This window comes from Collinsella sp. LCP19S3_A6 (assembly GCF_052122015.1).
In the GTDB taxonomy this organism is placed as follows: Bacteria; Actinomycetota; Coriobacteriia; order Coriobacteriales; family Coriobacteriaceae; genus Collinsella.
Map to the genome: position 1 here is coordinate 65,546 of NZ_JBQKDD010000008.1, position 22,554 is coordinate 88,099.

Consider the following 22,554-nt stretch of genomic DNA (forward strand, 5'->3'; position numbering starts at 1 on the left):
GTGCTCGCACCTCATATCTCTGTTGTCAACCTCGGCTGCCGTGTCAACCGGGTTGAGTCCGACCGTATCACTGCCGATCTTATGCGCCTGGGTTTTGCAATGGTGGAGCCTCAGGATGCGGAGCTGATCGTCATTAACACCTGTGCCGTTACGGGCGAGGCCGAGGCCAAGACCCGTAAGGCCGTCCGCCATGCGCTGGCTCATCCAAAAGAGCCCTATGTGGTCGTGACCGGGTGCGTTGTCAATTTGCACCCCGAGGAGCTTCTGGAGCTTTCGGACCGCGTGATCGCGGAGCCGTCTAAGATCGATGTCGCCGAACGCGTCTGCGAGGTGCTGGGCGTTGATTCCGATAGCGTGGCTGCCTGTAGCGACGGCGACGTGGTCGACGCGCTCGGTCGCTCGCGTCTGGGTGTGAAGATCCAGGACGGCTGCAACCATCGTTGCACCTATTGCATTGTGTGGAAGGCCCGCGGCCCCGAGCGCTCCGTGCCGGTCGAGTCTGTGCTCGAACAAGTTCGTGAGGCTCAGGAGGCCGGCGTGCCCGAGGTGGTGCTGACAGGCGTGAACCTGGGCGCCTACGATGGCAAGAGTGCGACCGACGAACACGTCGAGATCGACGAGCTGCTCGTGGCCATCATGGAGCGTACGTCTATTCCGCATGTGCGTTTTTCCTCGGTCGAGCCCATGGATATCTCCGAGCCCCTGCTTAAGGTCATGGCGCGCTATCCGCAGCGCATCGCCCCGTTTTTGCACCTGCCCGTGCAGTCTGGCTGTACGGCGACCCTGCATCGCATGGGCCGTCCCTATAGCGCCGAGGCATTTGAGGAGACGGTGCGTATGATCCGCGCCAACTTGCCTCAGGCGTCCCTTTCGTGCGACGTCATCGTCGGTTTTCCCGGCGAGACGGACGAGGAATTTGAGGAGTCGCTGGCGTTGTGCCGTCGCGTGGGCTTTTCGCGCATGCATGTCTTCCGCTATAGCAAGCGTCCCGGTACCCTTGCTGCCGATATGCCCGACCAGGTGCCGCCCGAGGTTATGGCTGAGCGCAGCCGTCGTATGCGAGCCGCGGCGCAGGAACTCGCCATTGCCGACGCCCGCCGTCGCGTGGGCACCGTCGAGCGTGCCGTGCTCGAGTATGGCGACAACCTGACGCTCGGTTCGTTCCATCATGCCCGTCTTGACGATACCTGCGGACTCACAGCCCCGTGCCTGCTCGATGTTGCTATCATCGGAGTCGATGATTCCGGCTTGGTCCATGCACGCAGGGAGGTTCATGGAAGCCTCGAAGATTAGACTTACCGTTCCCGATGGAATTGATCCCTCGCGCGTTTTGGGTGCCGGCGACGGCGTCCTTCGTGCGCTCGAGAGCTTGGTTCGCGCCCACGTGGTCGCCCGTGGCGACCGTATCGCCGTGTGCGGTGACCCGGACGAGGTCGAGCTCGTGGCGCGCTTTTTCGAGCATGCTTTTCGCGAGGTTGCCGCCGGACGGACGCTGTCTGTCGACGATGTCTCTCGCTGCCTGGCCGTCTTGCGCGACGGTGAGTACGGGGCTACGTCGCTTCGCGATGATGTGCTGCTGTCGTATCGCGGTCGTGCCATTCGCCCCAAGACGCTCGGTCAAAAGCGCTATGTGGATGCCATCCGCTCGCATACCATCACGTTTGGCTTGGGTCCTGCCGGTACCGGTAAGACCTATCTGGCCATGGCACTCGCCGTTGCCGCGCTCAAGCGTCACGAGGTGGGCCGTCTGATCTTGACGCGTCCGGTTGTCGAGGCGGGGGAGAACTTGGGCTTTTTGCCCGGTACCCTCGAGGAAAAGATCGATCCCTACATGCGTCCGCTCTACGACGCCCTTTTTGACATGATGGATCGCGAGCGCACCGATGAGCTTATGGAGCGTGGCGTGATCGAGATCGCCCCGCTTGCCTACATGCGCGGTCGTACGCTGAGCGATGCCTTCGTGGTGCTCGACGAGGCTCAAAATACCACGCCCGAGCAGATGAAGATGTTCCTGACGCGCTTGGGCTTTAACTCCAAGTTTGTGATTACCGGTGACCTGAGCCAGCGTGACTTGGTAGGTCGTCGCGGCGGTCTTGCCGACGTTGAGCAGATTTTGGGTCGTGTCGACGATGTCGCGTTTTCGCACCTCGAGCGTGCCGACGTGGTGCGTCACGCCTTGGTGGGGCGAATCGTCGAGGCATATGATGCTTATGATGACGTGCGCGAGAAACGCGTGCGCGACCGAAAGGAGTCCCGTTGAGTGTATTGATCAGCAACGATGCCGAGCTCGATACGCTGCTTGACGCGCAGGAGGTAGAGCATATCTGCGAGGTCGTGCTTGCTGCCGAGGGCGTTGAGCGAAAAGTCGAGATTTCCCTTTCGTATGTCGATGAGGATGAGATGCACGAGCTCAACCACGAGTGGCGCGGTATCGACCGTACCACCGATGTCCTCTCGTTTGAATGCGACTCGGCCTTTGACGAGGATATCCCAGCCGACGAGACGCTCGAGCTCGGCGATATCATCTTGGCCCCGCAGGTCATTGCCCGTCAGGCCCCCGGCTTTGGCAATAGCCCTGCCGATGAGTGCCGCCTGATGCTCGTGCATGGCATGTTGCATTTACTGGGCTACGATCATATCGAGGACGACGAGGCCGAGGTCATGGAGGCCCGCGAGGACGCCATCCTGCGCGATCTGGCGCTCGAGCGCGGCGAGGACCCCAAGCTGGTTCACGTCGGCCCCATCACCAACCATGCCCACGACTAGGAGCCGTCTATGATTCCCGGATCGAACAAGGACCATCCGTCCTTTTTAAAGTCGTTCTCCTACGCCATGGAGGGCTTCGTTACCGCCGTCAAGACCGAGCGTAACATTAAGGTCATGCTCGTGGCGGGTGTGTGCACTGTCATTGCCGGCTGCATCGTGGGGCTCGACATTGCCGAGTGGGCTACGATTATCATTTGCTGCGGCCTGGTGATTCACGGCGAGCTGTGCAACACCGCCATGGAGGCGATTGTCGATTTGGCGACCCAGGAGTTCCATCCGCTGGCAAAGCGTGCAAAGGATATCGCCGCCGCCTCCGTATACGTTCTTTCCATCACCGCCGCGATTGTGGGCTTGTTGGTATTTGCCCACGCGCTCGGCTTTATTTAGAAAGGGATCTTCATGTCCGACAATATGCAGCCTATCGATGAAACGCTGGACGACGAGCCCCTGGATGCTGTGGATGCCGAAGCGACTGAGGCTTGCGAGATCGAGGAGTCCGACCCGTTTGAGGGCATGAGTGACGAGGAGCTCGACGCCCTGTGCGACGAGGGTGACAGCCTTGCGGGCTTTGGCGACGTTGAGCCCGGTTTCCGCAGCGGCTTCGTGGCCCTGGTCGGTCGCCCCAACGCCGGTAAGTCCACGCTGCTCAACGCCTGCTATGGCAAAAAGGTCGCCATCACCTCGCCGGTGGCCCAGACGACCCGCCGTCGCATGCGCGCCGTCGTCAATCGCCCTGGCTACCAGCTGGTTTTTGTCGATACCCCGGGTATTCACAAACCCAAGGACGGCCTGGGGTCCGAGCTCAACAAGAGCGCGCTGTTCGAGCTGAACGATGTCGATGTCGTCGCGTTTTTGATTGATGCCACCAAACCGATCGGCAGGGGAGACGCCTGGGTTGCCGAGCGCGTCAGATGCGCCCGTTCCAAGAAGGTCCTGGTGCTCACCAAGGCCGATGAGGCCGATCCCGCACAGGTCATGGAACAGCTTAAGGCCGCCCACGAGCTCATGGAATATGACGATGAGATCGTGACGTCGTCGGTCAAGAACTTTAACGTCGATGCCTTCATCGAGACCGTTGCGCACTTTTTGCCCGAGGGCCCGCGTTGGTTCCCCGAGGACATGGGTACCGACGCTTCCGACGAGACGCTCGTTGCCGAGTTTGTGCGCGAGAAGGTCTTGCGCCGCACCCGTGATGAGATTCCGCACTCCGTTGGCGTAATCTGCGATGCGCTCGAGCAGACCAAGAAGGTGCTGCGCGTGCATGCCACCATTTACGTCGAGCGCGAGGGCCAAAAGGGCATCATCATCGGTAAGGGCGGCGAGATGATCAAGCATATCGGCATCGACGCCCGTCGCGATCTTGAGCGCATCTTTGGCACGCAGGTCTTTTTGGAGCTGGATGTGAAGGTAAAGGCCGGCTGGCGTGACGACGAGGCCCAGATTCGCCGTTTTGGCTACAACGCCGAGGACTAAGGGCGCGCGGCGCTCATGGCAGGCTCACGGACATATCGCACAAAGGTACTCGTTCTCGATAAGACCAAGCTCAAGGAGACCGATCTGATCTTGACGATGCTCGATGAGCGGGGTCGGCAGGTCCGTGCCGTGGCAAAGGGCGCGCGCAAACCCGGCGGGCGCCTGGCGGCGCGCTGCGAGCTGTTCTGTACCGTCGATATGCTGCTCGCGCACGGACGGTCGCTCGACGTGGTTTCCCAGGCCGAGCTTATGGAGGCGCCGCTCGGCGCCGCGCCCGATTACGAGACGACCTGCGCCGCAAGCGCGATCGCCGAGGTCGCGCGCGTGTGCTCGTTCGAGGACGCCGAGGACCCGTTTACCTTTGCCATTACGCAGCGAGCACTTGCCCTGGTGGGCAGCAGGCTCGACACGGCACATATGGACCTGCTTGTGGCGGCATATGTCTTTAAGCTGTTGTCGCACGTTGGCTATCGACCCGATTTTTCGGCCTGCGTACTGTGCGGAGACCCCATGCTGTCGTATTTTTCGCCCCAGGCGGGCGGGCTCATGTGCGGGTCGTGCGCGTCGAGCGTTCCGGGTGCCGAGCTGGTGTCGACCGGCGAGGTCGCATGGCTGCGCGCCCTCATGTCCATGACCTTCGATGCGCTCATGGCCGAGAGGGTCGATCCCCATACTGCCGCCTTTTTGCTGGGGCTTTCGCATGTTTGGGCTGCGACGCACACCGACCAGCGTCTTCGCGCGATGGAATTCATGTTGGGTCGGTGATGATGGGCATACGCGGTCCGCTTGTGGTAACATACCGACCTGTTGGTACCTCGACCTTGGATGCTCGCTCCACCGGCGGCTTCCCAGTCCGAGGCGAATAGAGTCGCCCGCGGGCGACGCGAAACGAAAGGTGAAACAATGACTGTTTCCAAAGAGCGCAAGGCGGAGCTGACTGCCCAGTTCGGTAACACCCCGGTCGACACCGGCAACCCCAAGGTTCAGGTCGCCATCCTGACCGAGCGCATCAAGGAGCTGACCGAGCACATGAAGTCCCACCAGAAGGACTTCCACACCCGTCGTGGTCTGCTCATGCTCGTCGGTCGCCGTCGTCGTCTTCTCTCCTACATCAAGAAGAACGACGTCGTCGAGTATCGTGAGCTCATCAAGGCTCTGGGCATCCGCGACAATATCCAGTAAGGATTTGTACATGCTAAGAGCGTCCTGCGCAGCGGGGCGCTCTTTTTGTGTAAGGGCGTGAACAATCACGCTCTGAAGCGTGGCGGGGGCAGGGGGCCCGCGTCACATGAGAAGCCCGCAGGCAAGGGGCCTGCGGGGTAAAGGAGAACAATGACACTCGTATCCAAGACCTTTGAGCTGTACGGCAAGACCTACACCTTTGAGTCGGGCGAGCTTGCCAAGCAGGCCACCGGCGCCTGTCTGGTCAAGCAGGGCGACACCACGATGCTCGACACCGTGGTCGTCTCCAAGGAGCGCAAGAACTACGACTTCTTTCCGCTGACCGTCGACTTCAACGAGAAGATGTACGCTGCCGGCCGTATTCCGGGTGGCTACCTCAAGCGCGAGGGCCGTCCCAGCGAGAAGGCCACGCTCACGGCCCGTATGATCGACCGTCCTATTCGCCCGAGCTTCCCGGACGGCTTCCGCAACGAGGTGCACATCGTCGCCACCTCGCTCGTCGCCGACCAGGTCAACCCCTTCGACGTCATCAACGTCATGGGTGCCTCCCTGGCCATGACGCTCGGCGGCGTGCCCTTCGAGGGCCCGCTTGCGTGCGTGCGCATCGGCCGCAACGTGGAGACCGGCGAGTTTATCGTCAACCCCACCTATGAGGAGCGCGAGAACTCCGATCTGGACCTGGAGCTGGGCGGCTCTGCCGACTTCATCTCGATGGTCGAGGCCGGCGCCGATGAGATCTCCGAGGACGATATGCTCGCCGCCATGAAGTTTGGCCAGGAGGCCCTCGCTGCCTTCTGCCGGGCTCAGGACGAGTTCGTTGCCGAGTGGGAGCAGGTCAACGGCGCTATCGTCAAGAAGGAGTACCCGCTCGACCAGCCCGTCGAGGAGGTCCAGGAGCGCATCTTCGCCCACTACGACGAGATGGCAGCCGCCCTTCGCGACGCCGACAAGCTCTCCCGTATCGGCAAGGTCGAGGCTCTGAAGGAGTCCATCCGTGCCGAGTTCACCGAGGAGGAGCAGGCCGCTTGGGAGCGCGAGATCCCCGTGGCACTCAAGAAGCTCGAGAAGAAGGCCATGCGCACCATGGTCGTCGAGACCGGTGAGCGCGTCGACGGCCGTGCCGCCGATGAGATCCGCCCCATTATGGTGAAGGACAACTACCTGCCGCTCGTTCATGGCTCCGGCCTGTTCCAGCGCGGCCAGACCCAGGTACTCTCCGTCCTGTCGCTCGGCATGCTCAACGAGGGCCAGCGTCTGGATACCATCGAGCCCACCGAGGGCAAGCGCTACATGCACCACTACAACTTCCCGCCGTTCTGCACCGGCGAGACCGGCCGCATGGGTAGCCCCAAGCGCCGCGAGATCGGCCACGGCAACCTGGCCGAGCGCGCCCTGCTTCCGGTGCTCCCCGACGAGAACGAGTTCCCCTACGCCATCCGCGTGGTCTCCGAGGTCATGGAGTCCAACGGCTCCTCTTCGATGGCTTCGACCTGCGGCTCCACGCTCGCCCTCATGGACGGCGGCGTGCCCATTAAGCGCCCGGTCTCCGGTATCGCCATGGGTCTGATCCAGGAGGAGGGCAAGACCGTGGTCCTGTCCGACATCCAGGGTCTCGAGGACTTCTTGGGCGATATGGACTTTAAGGTCACCGGCACCACCGAGGGCATTACCGCTCTGCAGATGGACAACAAGGCCACGGGCCTTACCTTCGACATCCTTGCCCGCGCCCTGCAGCAGGCCAAGGAGGGTCGCGCCTTCATCCTGCAGAAGATGCTCGATGTGATCCCCGAGCCGCGCCACACCACGCGCAGCACCGCTCCGCGCATCGTCTCCATCCAGGTTCCGACCGACAAGATCCGCGACGTCATCGGTTCCGGCGGCAAGGTCATCCGCGGCATCCAAGACGAGACCGGTGCTTTGGTCGACATCCAGGAGGACGGCACCGTCTTTGTCGGCGGCACCGGCGAGTCCGTCGACCAGGCTGTCGAGCGCATCAAGCTCATCATCAAGGTTCCCGAGCCGGGCGAGGAGTACACCGGTCGCGTGGTCTCCATCCAGCCCTTTGGCGCCTTTGTCAACCTGCTGCCCGGTAAGGACGGCCTGCTGCACATCTCCCGCGTCGCCAAGGGCCGCGTGGAGAAGGTCGAGGACGTCCTCAACGTGGGCGACGAGGTTAAGGTCGTCGTCATCGAGGTCGATGATCGCGGCAAGATCTCGCTCGATCGTCTGGATAAGCCCGAGGTCCCGGCTCGTGCCGAGGGTGCCCCCGAGGGCGATGGCGAGCACTTCCAGCGCCGTGAGCGTCCGCGTCGCGAGCGCTCCGAGCGCAGCGACCGTCCGCGTCGTCCCGGCGACAACGGAGGCCGCAAGCCCCGCCGTCACCACGACGCCGAGTAACAGCTACACATAAGCAGCTCAACAAGGGCGACCCCTGTCCGGAGTCGCCCTTTTGCTATTCCCGGCGGGGTCCGCGGGTAAAGTTTCCTGCTCTACAGTCCTGCTCGCACGGAGAGCACATTAAGTGCTCTCCGGCTCGTGCGGAACTCGCGATAAACTTTACCCGTGGCCCCCGCCGGGAATAGCAAAAGGGCTGGTGGGTGCGGGTTTCGATTTTGTCAGATAGTCTATTCAGTTATCTGAATTCAGATCTTTAGATAATCGCATGTGCGGCATTACCCCAGATAAAACCGACCAAAATAAACCTGTCCCTTTTTGGCTGGTCTGGGGCCATCGGGGGCCGGGGCGGGTTAAGTTTGTCGCGAGTTCCGCACGCAAAGGAAAGCACTTAATGTGCTTTCCGTCTTGCGCAGGACTGTAGAGCAGCAAACTTAACCCGCCCCGGCCCCCGATGGCCCCAGACCGGCGGGATGGACCGGTTTGGATGGGGCTTTGATGCATGGGTGGTCTGTTGGTGGGCAAATGGGTATCATAATGCGGTTACTGCATCGACTCCGTGATGCATGTTTGTACGTTCCCGGCGGTCGGTTTGCCAGAAGCGCCCCGTCGGTTGTTCCAGACCCGTTTCGAAGAAAGGAAACCGCACGAACCTATGGCAGCTAAAAAATCATCTCCCTTGAAGATCATTCCGCTCGGAGGCCTTGACGGCATCGGCAAGAATATGACGGTCTTCGAGTGCGGCGACGACATGGTGCTCGTCGACGCCGGCCTTATGTTCCCCGACGATTCCCAGCCCGGTATTGACCTGGTGCTTCCCGACTACACCTATGTTCTGGAGAACGAGGAGAAGCTCCGCGGCATCATCGTCACCCACGGCCACGAGGACCATACCGGTTCGCTTCCGTACCTGCTGCAGGACCTCAACAACAAGGTGCCCATCTTCTCGAGCAAGCTGACGCTTGGTTTCATCGAGGGCAAGCTTTCCGAGTTCCGCATCCGCGCGCCAAAGTTTCGCGAGGTCAAGGGCGGTAGCCATGTTAATCTTGGTGGCATTTCGCTCGACTTCTTCTCTATGACGCACTCAATTCCGGGCGCTTTGGGCGTATTCATTCGCACCAACCAGGGCACCGTTATGCACACGGGCGACTTTAAGCTCGACCAGACGCCCATCGATGGCGTCACGCCCGATTATGCCGCCATCAGTCGCTTTGCCAAACAGGGCATCGACCTGTTGCTTTCCGACTCCACCAACGCCACGGTTCCGGGCTTTACCAAGTCCGAGGCCGAAGTCGGCCCCAACTTGCTGCACGCCATCAAGAATGCCCCGGGCCGCGTGTTCGTCGCGTCGTTCTCGAGCCATATCCATCGCCTGCAGCAGATTTGCGACGCCGCCCGCAAGTGCGGCCGCAAGGTCGTCGTGACCGGACGTTCCATGCTCACCAACACCCGCGTGGCGCGCGAGCTGGGCTACCTCAACATCGACGATGCCGATATCATCGATGCCTTCGATATCGATAACCTGCCTGACGACAAGATCGTCGTCATGTGCACCGGCTCTCAGGGCGAGCCGCTGTCGGCGCTGTCCCGTATGGCCAACGGCGAGCACAAAACGCTCTCCATCCACGAGGGCGATACCGTCATCCTCTCGGCGACCCCTGTTCCCGGCAACGAGAAGGCCGTCCAGCAGGTCGTCAACAGCCTGGCCAAGCTTGGCTGCGACGTGTGGGATAAGAATCGCGCCCTCGTCCATGTCTCGGGTCACGGCAGCCAGGAAGAGCTCAAGCTTCTGATGGCCATGGCCAAGCCCACCCACTTTATGCCGGTTCATGGCGAGGCCGTGCACCTGCGAGCCCATGCCCAGCTTGCCCGTAAGATGGGTATTAAGGATGATCACATCTTTATCCTCGATAACGGCGACACGCTCGAGATGCGCGGTGGTATTGTCAAGCGCGGCACGCCCGTCGAGTCCGGCGTCGTCTACGTCGACGGCCTGCGCATCGGTGATACCGACCCCATCGTCCTGCGCGATCGTCAGAAGCTCGCCAATGACGGTATGGTCACGGCTGTCGCCATCGTTTCGCTCAAGCATAAGAAGATCGAGGCTATTGAGTTCTCGGGCCGCGGCGTTTCATTTGCCATCGACGATCAGTTCTCCGAGGATGCCTCCGCATCCATCATGAAGACGATCGAGAAGGGCAAGTTTAGCTTTACGAGCAGCGGCTCCGATGCCATTCGCAAGGCCGTGCGCGATTCGCTCTCCAACTTCATTTGGAGCCGTACGCGCACCCGTCCGATGATCATCCCGGTCGTCATGGAGGTTTAGTTTGGCGCGCGGATCTGCACAAAACGCCAAAGGCAATAAAGCCAACAACCAACCGGCATCTACTAAGGGTGCCGGTTCCCATCTTCGTGCCAATAAGGGCCACGAGGCCGAGTTCGACGATGTTGAGCCCCTGGTCGAGCCTTCGGCCAACCGCGATATCGCCGGCGTGGTTATTGCCGTTTTGGCGATTGCGTCTTTCATTGCCGTGATTTCTCCGGCAACGGCACCCGTGACGGCAGTGGTTGCCGGTTTCTACCATCTTGGCTTTGGCCTGGGCGCCTACGTGCTGCCGATCGTCATTTTGCTGTTTGCCGCCACGCTCTTTTTGGGTGAGGACTCGCCGCTCAACATTCGCTCGGTCGCGGGTGGCGCCGTTGTCTTTATCGCCGTCGTCTCCATTCTTTCGTTGATGGTGCCGGGCACGAGCGATTCGTGCGACCTCATGTTTGTGCCGCAAAACCTGTCCGCTTCGGGCGGCTACATTGGTGCGTTTATTGCGAGTGCGCTGCAGAATGCCCTGGGTAAACCTATCGCGATGGTGGTCCTGTTGGGTTTGGCCGTCGTTGGCTTTGTCATCATCGGCTTTTCGGTGGGCGGCGTTTTGCGCTCTGCGCGCGATCGCGCTGCCAATTTCGCCGAGCGTCGTCGTGCCGATGTCAATGCGAGCCCGTGGGGCGACGAAGAGGCCCTGTCGGTTCCCGGCGTCGCCCGTCCGCACCTGAGCATTCTTCGTCAGAAGGGCTCCGATATGGCCGTGACCACGGTCATGGGCAATGATGCGGACCCTGTTCTGGACGATGACGACGAGGACGATGACCCGTTTGTCGACGTGTCCGAGGCTGTGGAGGCCGAGCGCGCCAAGACTACGCTGCTGCCGCGTCGCCATGCCAAGAATGGCAAGTCCGCGCCTAAGCTCAACACGAGTGAGCCCGACCCGTCTTGGTCCGATAGCGAAATCGAACTCACCGCGGGCGATGACGAGGATGACGAGTGTCCGCTCGATACCGCCAAGACAACTTTGCTGCCGCGTCGCCAAGACAGGCGAGGACAGGTCACCGGACAGCTTTCGATGGAAGACGACCCGGACAAGGTCGACGAGTCCGAGCCGCCGTTTGCCGTGAACCCCGTGTCTGCTGCCCCGCAGATCCCCGATTTCCTGAAGCACCCCAAGGTTGCCGACGCCTCCACCCCTACGGCTTCCGCTGCTCCTGTTGCAGCCGGCGATGGGGGAGCTGACGGCACTGCTGCCGATGTCGAGGGCGAGCAAGAGGATGGCCTCAAACTCCCGCCGCTCGAAATCCTGCACGCCAACCCGCAGTCGGCGTCCGCCGCGTCTTCTGACAAGGAGTTGGAGCAGACTGCCGAGTCGCTGCAGTCCACTTTGTTGGAGTTTGGCCGTAGCGCTCGCGTCGTCGGCTGGATTGCCGGTCCCACGGTGACGACCTTTAAGCTGCAGCCCGGCGAGGGCGAGCGCGTGAGCAAGATTTCGAGCCTCGAGGACGATATCGCGCTTTCGCTTGCCGCCCAGTCGGTGCGTATCTTTGCGCCGATTCCCGGCACCTCGCTTGTGGGTATCGAGATTCCCAATCGCAAGCGCCAGAACGTTAACCTGGGCGACGTGCTTCCCTATGTGAAGGGCGGTCCGCTCGAGCTGGCCATCGGCCGCGATGCCGAGGGTACGCCGGTTGTCGCCGACCTCGCCAAGATGCCCCACCTGCTTATTGCCGGTACCACCGGTTCCGGTAAGTCGGTCATGATCAACTCCATCATCACGACCCTGCTCATGCGCGCGCTTCCCGAGGACGTTCGCTTGATCATGGTCGATCCCAAGCGCGTTGAGCTTGCCGGCTATAACGGCCTGCCCCATCTCTATGTGCCCGTGGTGACCGAACCCAAGCAGGCTGCGAGTGCCTTGCAATGGGCTGTTTCCGAGATGGAGCGTCGCCTGAAGGTCTTCGAGCGCCTCAACGTTCGCAAGATCTCGACGTATAACGAAAAGCAGGCCGCCGGCGAGTTCGAACACTACGATAACCCGCCGCAAAAGATGCCCTATCTGGTCATTATCATCGACGAGCTATCGGACCTGATGATGGTTGCCGGCAAGGATGTCGAGGCCTCGATCGTTCGTATCGCCCAGCTGGGGCGTGCCGCCGGTATTCACCTTATCGTGGCTACGCAGCGCCCCAGCTCCAACGTGGTGACGGGCCTCATTAAGGCCAACATCACCAATCGTATCGCCTTTAACGTGGCCACGGGCATCGATTCCCGCGTCATTATCGACCAGATGGGCGCCGAAAAGCTCACCGGTTTGGGCGACATGCTGTTCTCCAAGGTCGACTGGGGCAAGCCCCGCCGTATCCAGGGCTGTTTTGTCTCGGATGACGAGATTAACGAGATCGTCGAGTTCGTTAAGTCGCAAAGCGAGCCCGACTACCACGAGGAGATTCTGTCTGCCGTGGCGCCTGCTTCCATGTCCACGGCTGGTGGCGGCATTGTTCGCACGGGCGTTGCCGAGCCGCAGGATGACGACCCGCTTATCTGGGAGGCCGCCCATATTGTGGTGGAATCGCAGCTGGGCTCCACATCTGGCCTGCAACGCCGCCTCAAGGTTGGCTATGCGCGCGCCGGGCGTATTATGGACATGCTGGAAGAAAAGGGCGTCGTCGGCCCGCCCGACGGTTCCAAGCCGCGCGAGGTCCTGCTGGATGACGAAGGGCTTGCCGCGCTGGAGTCTGTCGACGCCGAGATGGTACGTGAAGATCGTGAGTTTGGAGGATTCTGATGGCTGCACGCTTTGGTGACATGCTGCTCGAGCAGCGTCGCCGGATGGGCCTTTCCATCCAGCAGGTCGCCAACACCATCAAAATCAGGCCGCAGATCATCGAGTTTTTCGAGACTGGTAACTTTGCATCGATGCCCCCGCGTGGCTATGCGCAGGGCATGATTTCGAGCTACGCTCGCTTTTTGGGGCTTAACCCGCGCGAGGTCGTCAACGCTTATTTTGACGACCTCATGGCATATGAACGCGATACCTCGCAGCAGGGCGGTCGTTTTCAGGATGCTGCCGGCTACGTTAACTCGCGTTCTTCGGTCGATAACGGTCGTTTTTTGATGGTTCAGGGTGGTCGTACGACACGGTACGGCCAGCGCCCTCCGCAGGCGGGCTATATCACCGAGACGGGCTCCAGCGAGGAAATTCGTTCTCAGCGAGATCGTTTTCGCAGTACGCCCCTGCCAGATGACCGTGCGCTTCCCGCCGCTCGTGGGTTGAGTCGCGATCCTCGCGCCGGTTACGGCGACGGCGGATACTCCGGTCGTAGCTATCGCGGAGTATCCGCCGGGCGTTCCCGCGATGGCTATTCCGACGCCGATACCACGCAGGTGACGCCGCGCCTCCGTTCGCAATCCCAGCCCTATGGGCAACGCTCTTCGGCGCCTCGCTCTGGTCAGCGCGGCTATCAGGGCCGTGGCGAGCTTGCGCCGCGTCCGGGCCAGCGGGGTTCGCAGCGCCAGAGTAGCTATCGTGGTCGTCCCGATAGCGGTCGCGGCCGCATACCGCAGGGTAATGGTCGTGGTAGCTCCAATCGCGGACGCGGCGTTGGGCGCGCCTCTCAATACAACACGATCGATCCGCGCATTATTTACGTCGGCATCGGTGCCGTGGTGCTACTGTTGATTTTGCTCATCGTGGTACTCCTGCGTGGTTGCGGCTCTGCTGCACCCGAGTCGACGCCCGAGACACCCGTGGCTACCAAGACGACGACTAAGAAATCTTCCAAGAAGACCGAACCCACTGACGAGGATGAAGACGCCGACGAGGCGACGGATGCGGCCAGTTCCGATGCCGCCAAGGCGACGGTGGAAAAGGAAGAGGACGAGGTCACCAAGGTCAAGGTCTCTGTTGCCAAGGGCAAGACCGCCTGGATCGAGGTCAAGGTCGACGGTAAATCGGTCTATGGCGCTCAAGCGACCGGTCCTTTTGAGCAGGAGTACACGCCCGAGTCCTCGATTGAGATCACCACGTCCAAGCCCTCCGATGTCACGGTCACCAAGAATGGTGAAAAGGTTCGCTATGACACCAAGACATCGGGTGTGGCGCGCGTGACCATTACCGTTCCCAAGAAGGAGACCGCCGACTCCGCGAACGGCGATAATGCCGGCGGTACCGATAATGCCGACGGCACCGATGTCCAGTCTACCGTCGGCACCGACACGGCATCCGACGGCCAGACAGTGAACGATTCAGATGACTATTCGTACGACAGCTACTAAGGCTCCCCGTACCGAAAGGAAGAACCATGGCTAAAGATTCCAGCTTCGACGTTGTGTCCGAGGTTAACATGCAGGAGGTCGATAACGCCTTCCAGCAGACCGCCCGCGAGATTTCCCAGCGCTATGACCTTAAAGACTCCGGCGCCACCATCGAGCTTTCGAAGGGCGACAAGCTCTTTACGATTAACGCTCCGGCCGATTTTGTCTCCAAGCAGATCATCGATGTTTTGAGCTCCAAGCTCATCAAGCGCGGTATCGACCTCAAGGCTGTCTCTTGGGACGCCCCGCAGGCGGCTTCGGGCGGTACCGTGCGCGTGCTCGGTCATATCGTCGAGGGCATCGACCAGGCGACCGCAAAGAAGATCAATAAAGACATCAAGGATCAAAAGCTTAAGGTCAAGGTGACCATCGAGGCCGATAAGCTGCGCGTTTCCTCGGCTTCTAAGGACGCTTTACAGACGGTGATTCAGTTCCTGCGCGACCAGGACTACGGCCAGCCGCTGCAGTTTACCAACTACCGCTAATTTACTCGAAAGGACCGCTCTCCAACATGGATACTCCGTTGGGTTCCGTACTCTATATCACGCTTGGCTGCGCCAAGAACGAGGTCGATACCGACCGCATGCGTTCGCTGCTGGCCGCTGCGGGCTACGAGGAGGCATTCGATCCTCAGGATGCCGATATCGCCATTGTCAATACGTGCTCGTTTCTTACCTCGGCGACGTCTGAGAGCATCGAGACCACGCTCGAGCTCGCTAACGAGGTGCAGGACGGCGTTCGCTCCTGCCCCATTGTCATGTGCGGTTGCGTGCCGTCTCGTTACGGCGACGACCTGCCCGACGAGCTGCCCGAGGTCGCGGCATTTGTGAAGGCCGATGAGGAAGACGGTATCGTCTCTGTCATCGATGGCGTTCTTGGTGTGGAGCGTGAAATCGCTGCCTATATCCCGCAGGTCAAGCGTACCGTCGAGGGCGCTGTCGCCTACGTCAAGATCTCCGATGGCTGCAATCGTTTTTGCAGCTTCTGCATGATTCCCTACATTCGCGGTCGCTATCATTCGCGCAATGCCGAAAGCATTATCTCCGAGGTGCGCGACCTGGTTGCCGGCGGTGTGCGCGAGATCGTGCTGATCGGCCAGGACACGGGCATTTGGGGCACCGACTTTGCCGATGAGGACGCCGCCGAGGCTTCACCGCGCAATCTGGCTCAGCTGCTGCGCGCCGTCGCCGAGGCTGTACGCCCGCACAACGTCTGGGTTCGTGTGCTCTATCTGCAGCCCGAGGGCATGACCGACGAGCTTATCGAGACGATTCGCGATACGCCCGAGGTATTGCCGTATATCGATATCCCCGTGCAGCACTGCGACGCGCGCATCCTCAAGGCCATGCGTCGCTCCGGTTCGCGTCAGGAGCTCGAGGAACTGTTCCGCGATCTCCGTGATCGTATTCCCGGCATCGTGATTCGCTCCACGGCCATGGTCGGCTTTCCGACCGAGACCGACGACGAGTTCCGTGATCTTATCGACTTTATGGACACCGTCGGCTTTGACTATACGAGCGTCTTTGCCTACTCGCGGGAGGAGGGCAGCCTGGCCGCCAATATGGAGGGCCAGGTCGATGAGGAGGTCAAGCTCGAGCGCGCCCAGGAGGCCATGGATCTGGCCGAGTCGCTGGGTTTTGCCGCCACAGCGGCCCATGTGGGCGAGCGCGCCCAGGTAATCGTCGACGGTATCGAGGAGACCGAGGACGGCGCCGAGCTGATCGGTCATGCCTGGTTCCAGGCGCCCGATTCCGATGGCGCGGTGCATCTGGACGCCAGCGAGGCGTCCGTGGGCGATATTTTGACCGTCGAGTTTACCGATAGCTTCTGCTATGAGCTTATCGGCCATGTTGTGGAGTAGGAGAGCGTCGTGGCAAACGAGAGCAATAAGGAACTGACGAGCGTTTGGACGCCCGCCAACATCGTGACGTGCGTGCGCATCGTCTTTATTCCGGTGTTCATGATCGTCTCGGCCCTGTCTCACGGGGGCGTTGCCGGTACGGACTGGAGCACCTTCGACGGCCCGCTCGCCGCCGCTGCCTTCATTCTGTATGTGATCCTGTCGTGCACCGATAAGGTCGACGGCTATCTGGCGCGCTCACGCAACGAGATCACCGATTTCGGCAAGTTCTTGGACCCCATCGCCGACAAGTTGCTGGTGTTCTCGGCCTTGCTGTTGTTCTTGGATTTTGGTGCGGTGACCGTGTGGTCCGTGTTCATTATCCTGTTTCGCGAGCTGTTGGTGAGCGCACTTCGCATGGTCGCGAGTGCTGCCGGTGTGGTCGTTGCCGCCGATAAGCTCGGCAAGTACAAGACGGCGACCACGATGGTCTCCATCTGTGGCTATCTGTGCGTCTTTGCGATGGCCGGTCTTCAGCTGGGGCCGGCGTCGCTGCTGCTCGGTGTCTATTCGGTGTCGCGCTTCCTGTACGTCATCGCCGTCATTTTGACCATTATCTCGGGTGCCCAGTACTTCTGGAACTGCCGTAAGATCGTCTTTTCGGTCTAGGTCCTGGTGGGTATGACGGAGCCTTATTTGCAGATCGCCGCAAACAACGAGGAGCTGGCGCGCGATATTGTCGAGCGCGCGAGTGCCCGTGGCGTGACGGTGTCGACGGCGGAGTCGCTGACGGCGGGCATGATCGCCTCGACGATTGCCGATATCCCGGGTGCCTCGGCGGTGCTTCGTGGCGGTGCGGTGACCTACTGCGATGAGATCAAACATCGCGTGCTCGGCGTCGAGCGGGAAACGCTCGATCGGTTTAGCGCCGTGTCGCATCAGACGGCGCGTGAGATGGCCGCGGGCTCGCTGGACCTCTATCAGAGTGATGTCGCCGTGAGCGCAACGGGCTACGCTGGGCCCGGCGGCGGTACCGAGCAAGACCCCGCCGGCACGTTCTATATCGGCTGGGCGTATCGCGCGGCCGATGGGGGAGCGACGGTCGTTGAGTCTGCGCGCTGTCACTACGAGGGTGATCGGTCGTGCGTCCGCGCCTATGCGGTCGCTGAGGCTTTGGAGCGCATTGTCCGCGTGCTCAATTCCATGGAATAGACGTGTTTTAAGGGGCCTTAGGGCCCCTTAATTGTGGAGATAGGGACCTTTGGCAAGGAATGCGCTTGCGCTGGCACATGTCTTTAATTTGTACGAGCACTCGTATTTGCGATTGGCATGGTCAAGCGTTTGGTCGGCGTTTGGTCGGCGTTTGGTCGGGTTTTGGAATGGACGGGTGCATATGATGAACCTGAACGGTTGACCACGAACAGCCGTTCGTTTATCATCGATTCAGGTTGTTAAGAGGAGGGCTATTCATGGCCAAGAATTCAGGTCCCGTACGTACCGTTCATACGCGCACGACGGGTAAAGAGCGCGACGAGATGATCGCCACTACCAAGGCCGAGATCGAGAAGAAGTTCGGCCAGGGTTCTATTATGAGGTATGGCGACGGCGGTCCCGAGCTCGAGGTCGAGGCTATTCCGACGGGCTCTCTGGCGCTCGATGCCGCCTTGGGTATCGGCGGCGTGCCGCGCGGCCGTATCGTTGAGATTTATGGGCCCGAGTCCTCCGGTAAGACAACGCTTTCGCTCGAGATTCTTGCAGAGGCGCAGGCCATGGGCGGTGTCGTGGCTTTTATCGACGCTGAGCATGCACTTGATCCCACCTACGCCGCGCGCATCGGCGTCGATATCGACGAGGTGCTGATTTCCCAGCCCGATACGGGTGAACAGGCGCTCGAGATCGTTGACATGCTTGTGCGTTCCGGTGCCATCGACGCCATCGTCGTCGACTCTGTTGCCGCTTTGACTCCGCGTGCCGAAATCGAGGGCGAGATCGGTGACACGACGGTGGGTCTGCAGGCTCGCTTGATGAGTCAGGCGCTCCGCAAGCTCGCCGGCTCGCTTGCCAAGTCCAACACAACCTGCATCTTCATTAACCAATTGCGCGAGAAGATCGGCGTCATGTTCGGCAACCCCGAGACCACCACAGGCGGCCGCGCACTCAAGTTCTTCTCTTCCGTGCGTATCGATATTCGCAAAATCGATACCATCAAGCTCAAGGACGAGGTTATCGGCAATCGCGTACGTGCCAAGGTCGTTAAGAACAAGGTGGCTGCTCCGTTCCGCTCGGCCGAATTTGACATCATGTATGGCACCGGCATTTCTAAAGAGGGCTCGATTCTGGATATGGCTGTCGAGTGCGGCATATGCAAAAAGATGGGGTCTTGGTTTGCCTATGGTGAGGACAAACTCGGCAACGGTCGCGAGGCCGCTAAGACGTTCCTGCGCGAGCATCCCGATTGCGCCGACGAGATCGAGCACAAGGTTCGCCTTGCCTGCGGTCTTGAGTATGACGATGATGCCCCCTCCGAGGTTGAGTTGACCGATCAGCCCGCCCCCGAGGAGTTTGACGAGCTGTATGCCATCGATGGCTCCGCGATGCTCGACGATGACGACGAGTAACGGATGGCGACATGTCGTATACGGTGACCGAGGCTAGGGTCGTTTTTCCGGATAAGAAGACGGCCTCCTCGTTCTCGAGCGGTTATGCGTCTAAAAAGCCCTGTGCACATATCGATTGCGATCTGGAGGGCGGTTTTGAACGATCCATTTGGATTCCCGTGCGTGTGGCACGTGTGTACGTTCAGAACCGTCTCGATCTTCCCTGCGACTGGGATGACTTTCGCGAGGCGGTGCAGCTTATCGAATGCAAATGTGCGCTCACCATGGTGACCGAGATGCTTTCGCGTCGTGATCATGCTACGGGCGAGGTGCGCGATAAGTTGGCGCGCTATGGCTTTCGACAGCCCGCGATCGACTTTGCCGTCAATCGTGCCATCGAGTATCGTTTTTTAGATGAGAACCGCTTTTGCTCGTACTTTATCGAGGAGCGTAAGCGTCGTGGTTGGGGACAGCGCAAAATCGAGACTGAACTCAAGCGTCGCCATGTTGCACTTGATGAGATTCCAGGGTATCCCGAGGCTTATTTTGCCGAGGATGACGACTTGGCTCGCGCATCGGCTTTGCTCGCTAAGCGTCGCGTTCCCGAGGCACGTGCATTCGAAAAGCTCGTCAGATTTTTGATGGGCAAGGGCTTTTCCTATCACATTGCCGCGGATGCCGTTAAGGCGCGCCTCGATGCCTTAAGCGAGAAATGCGATGTTTAAGCATGCGCACGTTACGCTCCTGCCGTTCACCGCTCGATAGGCGCCGTGCTGGGTGCGTCAATTTGACAGTTGTTGCGGTTCAACGTAGGATAATTACTGTCATTTGCATTGTGATATGTGCTCATCTGCGATGAGTTTGTTTATATGTTTATCTGTATCCGACCCGCATAAGCTGCGCCCATATTACTCAAATGTCGCGAGCCGTTCGTATGGACGGTTCGCTTTGTTGTGTAACGAATCCATAAAAAGGAGTGAGCATGCCGACTATCATTGCAGCGCTCGTTGGCATTGTTTTGGGTGCCATCGTCGCCATTGCCTACATGCGCACCGCCAAGCAGGGTAGTCTTCACGAGGCCGAAGAAAAGATTCAGTCGGCACACGCGCAGGCAGAGTCCCTGATCGGTGATGCTAAGCGTCAGGCCGAGACCCTCAAAAAAGAGGCTCTGCTCGAGGCTAAGGAAGAGATCATCAAGAACAAACAGGCCGCCGAGGCCGAGGACAAGCAGCGTAAGAGCGAGATTCGCGCGCTCGAAAATCGCGTGATGCAGCGCGAGGAATCGCTCGACCGACGCAACGATGCACTCGATAAGCGCGAGCATCAGCTGTCCAGCCAGGCCGGTCAGGTCGAGAAGCGCTCTCGCGAACTTGAGGAGCTTTGCGCCAAGCAGACCTCCGAGCTCGAGCGTATTGCCGACCTTACGCGCGAGGATGCTCACAAGGAGCTGCTCGATAAGGTCCGCGGCGAGGTTACCCATGAGGCGGCCACCATCATCCGTGAGTCCGAGCAACAGGTCCGCGCCGAGTGCCACAAGACCGCTCAGGAGATTCTCTCCCTGGCGATCCAGCGCTGTGCCGCCGACCATACCGCCGAGGTCACCGTCACGTCCGTTCATATTCCCTCCGATGATCTTAAGGGCCGCATCATCGGTCGCGAGGGTCGTAACATCCGTACTTTCGAGCAGGTTTCCGGCGTCAACCTTGTGATCGACGACACCCCCGAGACTGTCGTGCTTTCGAGCTTTGATCCGGTCCGTCGTGAGACCGCCCGCGTGGCGCTCGAGAACCTCATTGCCGACGGTCGTATTCACCCCGCCCGCATCGAGGAGATGTACCACAAGGCCGCTGACTTGGTTCAGCAGCGTGTGCTCGAAGCCGGCGAGCAGGCCGCCTTCGATACCGGAATCCACGACCTGCATCCCGAGATCGTCAAAACCCTGGGCGCTCTGCGCTACCGCACCTCGTTTGGTCAGAACGTGCTACAGCACTCACTTGAGGTCTCCGACCTGTGCGGCATCATGGCCTCCGAGCTTGGTCTGGATGTTGTGACCGCCAAGCGCGCGGGTCTTCTGCATGACCTGGGCAAGGCCATCGACCACGACGTTGAGGGTCCGCATGCTGTGATTGGCGCCGAGCTTGCCCGCCGTTATGGCGAGAAGCCCGTTATCGTCCACGCAATCGAGGCCCATCATGCCGATGTCGACCCCAACACGGTGCTCGACGTTCTGGTCCAGGCTGCCGATGCTGTTTCCGCTTCTCGTCCCGGCGCCCGTCGCGAGTCGGCCGAGAGCTACATCAAGCGCCTTGAGAAGCTCGAGGAGATTGCCAACTCTCATGACGGCGTCGAGCGTACCTATGCTATGCAGGCCGGTCGCGAGGTCCATGTCATGGTTCAGCCGGACAAGATTTCCGATGCCCAGTCCACGGTGCTTGCGCACGATATCGCCCATCAGATCGAGGAAGAGATGGAGTATCCCGGTCAGGTGCGCGTTGTCGTGATTCGCGAGAGCCGTGCCGTCGATATCGCTAAATAACATGAACGACGCGAACGAGCTCATCTCATTTATCGCGTCGATGTCGGGGGAGGGCAACCTTCGCGTCGAGGAAAACCTTGGCGAGGGGTATGTCCGCCTCCGCGTTTCGGAGGCCGAGCGCCGTCAGGCCAAGCATGACATTCAGCATGTAGAGGACATTGTCATCGAGATGCTGCGTAATGCTCGCGATGCCGGAGCCGATAAGGTCTATCTAGCCACGACCAAGGAGGAGGGTGTTCGTACCCTCCTCTTCCTGGATAACGGTTCGGGTGTGCCGCAGGATATGCAGGAGCGTATCTTCGATGCCCGTGTCACCTCCAAGCTCGAGAGCATGAAGATGGACCGTTGGGGTGTTCACGGTCGTGGTATGGCGCTGTTCTCTATCAAGCAGAACACCGATGAGGCACGCGTTGTTACATCGGGCGTCGATTTGGGCTCAGCGTTTAAGGTGTGCGTTGATACCGATCGCTTGGCTGAGCGCGCCGACCAGTCGAGCTGGCCTCAGGCGGTTAAAGACGAAGACGGCCGCTATGTATGCGCTCGCGGTCCTCACAACATCATTCGCGCAGCCTGCGAGTTTGCCCTTGAGGAGCTGCGCGACTGCGACGTGTATCTGGGCTCTCCGTCCGAGATCGCGGCGTCCCTGTACGCCCAGGCTTCCAGTCGTCTCGATACGTCACGCCTGCTCTTTATCGATGACGAGTGTGAGCTTCCGGTTATCGATCGTTTAGGTCTCGCTTCGGATGCCGAGGATTTTATCCGGATTTGCTCCGGGCTGGGTCTCGAGATGTCCGAGCGTACTGCCCACCGTATTCTTTCGGGACAGATTAAGCCCGTTCGCGGTGTGTGCGCGCGTCTGCTGCGCGAGCGCGATTCCACCTCGCAATTGCCGGCTCCAGTCGATCTTGCCAAGGACCGTCGAGGCCTCCGCATTGCCAAGGATGACATGGCGCAGTTTTCGCGTGCTGTCGAGCGCGACTTCAATGACCTTGCCGCCCGGTATTACCTCAATCTGTGCGGCGACCCTAAGATTCGCGTTTCACGTGATCGCATCACCGTGACGTTCGATCTTGCCAAAGAGGAGTAGCATCTTTACCGAGTCCGCTCGGTACGATACAGTTATTGCAGT

Annotated in this window: 19 protein-coding genes; all 19 read left to right on the plus strand. The window is 60.3% G+C overall.

All coding sequences use genetic code 11. The annotated features are described in order from the left end of the window. The 19 genes from ACTQVX_RS06585 to ACTQVX_RS06675 all read left to right on the plus strand — a co-directional run bounded on the left by ACTQVX_RS06585 (position 1) and on the right by ACTQVX_RS06675 (position 22,512). A complete protein-coding gene (locus ACTQVX_RS06585; RefSeq protein ID WP_441560615.1) occupies positions 1-1,293 on the plus strand; it encodes a MiaB/RimO family radical SAM methylthiotransferase in 1,293 nt (430 codons plus the stop codon). Beyond that, positions 1,274-2,260 carry a PhoH family protein gene (locus ACTQVX_RS06590; RefSeq protein WP_427793473.1) on the plus strand — a complete coding sequence of 329 codons (987 nt, stop codon included), beginning with the start codon at positions 1,274-1,276 and terminating at the stop codon, positions 2,258-2,260. The genes ACTQVX_RS06585 and ACTQVX_RS06590 overlap by 20 nt, the downstream gene beginning before the upstream one ends. Beyond that, positions 2,257-2,766: an rRNA maturation RNase YbeY gene (gene ybeY, locus ACTQVX_RS06595; protein ID WP_427717500.1), complete on the plus strand. Its 510-nt coding sequence runs from the start codon at positions 2,257-2,259 to the stop codon at positions 2,764-2,766. The genes ACTQVX_RS06590 and ybeY overlap by 4 nt, the downstream gene beginning before the upstream one ends. Before the next feature lie 9 nt (positions 2,767-2,775). Further along, positions 2,776-3,153 carry a diacylglycerol kinase family protein gene (locus tag ACTQVX_RS06600; protein WP_427726826.1) on the plus strand — a complete coding sequence of 126 codons (378 nt, stop codon included), beginning with the start codon at positions 2,776-2,778 and terminating at the stop codon, positions 3,151-3,153. Positions 3,154-3,165: 12 nt separating this feature from the next. After that, the gene (gene era / locus ACTQVX_RS06605) at positions 3,166-4,239 is read left to right on the plus strand and encodes a GTPase Era (protein WP_441560618.1); all 1,074 of its coding nucleotides are present in this window, start codon (positions 3,166-3,168) and stop codon (positions 4,237-4,239) included. A 15-nt stretch (positions 4,240-4,254) separates the two neighbouring features. Beyond that, positions 4,255-5,004 (plus strand): DNA repair protein RecO, encoded by a 750-nt coding sequence (recO, locus tag ACTQVX_RS06610; protein ID WP_154516310.1) that lies wholly within the window; start codon positions 4,255-4,257, stop codon positions 5,002-5,004. 138 nt (positions 5,005-5,142) lie between these two features. Beyond that, complete coding sequence (gene rpsO, locus ACTQVX_RS06615) at positions 5,143-5,421, plus strand: 30S ribosomal protein S15 (protein ID WP_154516313.1); 279 nt, start codon at positions 5,143-5,145, stop codon at positions 5,419-5,421. Positions 5,422-5,571: 150 nt separating this feature from the next. Beyond that, positions 5,572-7,818: a polyribonucleotide nucleotidyltransferase gene (locus ACTQVX_RS06620; RefSeq protein ID WP_441560619.1), complete on the plus strand. Its 2,247-nt coding sequence runs from the start codon at positions 5,572-5,574 to the stop codon at positions 7,816-7,818. 652 nt (positions 7,819-8,470) lie between these two features. Then, a complete protein-coding gene (locus ACTQVX_RS06625; protein WP_441560621.1) occupies positions 8,471-10,141 on the plus strand; it encodes a ribonuclease J in 1,671 nt (556 codons plus the stop codon). A 1-nt stretch (position 10,142) separates the two neighbouring features. After that, positions 10,143-12,923, plus strand: a complete 2,781-nt coding sequence (locus tag ACTQVX_RS06630) for a DNA translocase FtsK 4TM domain-containing protein (RefSeq protein WP_441540766.1) — start codon at positions 10,143-10,145, stop codon at positions 12,921-12,923. Next, positions 12,923-14,413 carry a RodZ domain-containing protein gene (locus ACTQVX_RS06635; protein WP_441540767.1) on the plus strand — a complete coding sequence of 497 codons (1,491 nt, stop codon included), beginning with the start codon at positions 12,923-12,925 and terminating at the stop codon, positions 14,411-14,413. Before ACTQVX_RS06630 ends, ACTQVX_RS06635 begins: the two co-directional genes overlap by 1 nt. Positions 14,414-14,439: 26 nt before the next feature. Further along, positions 14,440-14,937 carry a YajQ family cyclic di-GMP-binding protein gene (locus ACTQVX_RS06640; RefSeq protein WP_118079877.1) on the plus strand — a complete coding sequence of 166 codons (498 nt, stop codon included), beginning with the start codon at positions 14,440-14,442 and terminating at the stop codon, positions 14,935-14,937. Positions 14,938-14,963: 26 nt separating this feature from the next. Further along, on the plus strand, positions 14,964-16,313 hold the full coding sequence (gene rimO, locus ACTQVX_RS06645; RefSeq protein ID WP_427748025.1) for a 30S ribosomal protein S12 methylthiotransferase RimO: 1,350 nt from the start codon (positions 14,964-14,966) through the stop codon (positions 16,311-16,313). Between the two features lie 99 nt (positions 16,314-16,412). Continuing rightward, positions 16,413-16,961, plus strand: a complete 549-nt coding sequence (gene pgsA, locus ACTQVX_RS06650; protein WP_427793554.1) for a CDP-diacylglycerol--glycerol-3-phosphate 3-phosphatidyltransferase — start codon at positions 16,413-16,415, stop codon at positions 16,959-16,961. A gap of 27 nt (positions 16,962-16,988) precedes the next feature. Beyond that, on the plus strand, positions 16,989-17,504 hold the full coding sequence (locus ACTQVX_RS06655; protein WP_441540768.1) for a CinA family protein: 516 nt from the start codon (positions 16,989-16,991) through the stop codon (positions 17,502-17,504). Positions 17,505-17,761: 257 nt separating this feature from the next. Then, positions 17,762-18,910, plus strand: a complete 1,149-nt coding sequence (recA, locus tag ACTQVX_RS06660) for a recombinase RecA (RefSeq protein WP_154516331.1) — start codon at positions 17,762-17,764, stop codon at positions 18,908-18,910. A gap of 11 nt (positions 18,911-18,921) precedes the next feature. Beyond that, positions 18,922-19,614 (plus strand): regulatory protein RecX, encoded by a 693-nt coding sequence (locus ACTQVX_RS06665; protein WP_154516334.1) that lies wholly within the window; start codon positions 18,922-18,924, stop codon positions 19,612-19,614. A 257-nt stretch (positions 19,615-19,871) separates the two neighbouring features. Continuing rightward, positions 19,872-21,425 carry a ribonuclease Y gene (rny, locus tag ACTQVX_RS06670; RefSeq protein WP_441540769.1) on the plus strand — a complete coding sequence of 518 codons (1,554 nt, stop codon included), beginning with the start codon at positions 19,872-19,874 and terminating at the stop codon, positions 21,423-21,425. Between the two features lies 1 nt (position 21,426). Beyond that, the gene (locus tag ACTQVX_RS06675; RefSeq protein WP_441560623.1) at positions 21,427-22,512 is read left to right on the plus strand and encodes an ATP-binding protein; all 1,086 of its coding nucleotides are present in this window, start codon (positions 21,427-21,429) and stop codon (positions 22,510-22,512) included. Positions 22,513-22,554 lie beyond the last annotated feature (42 nt).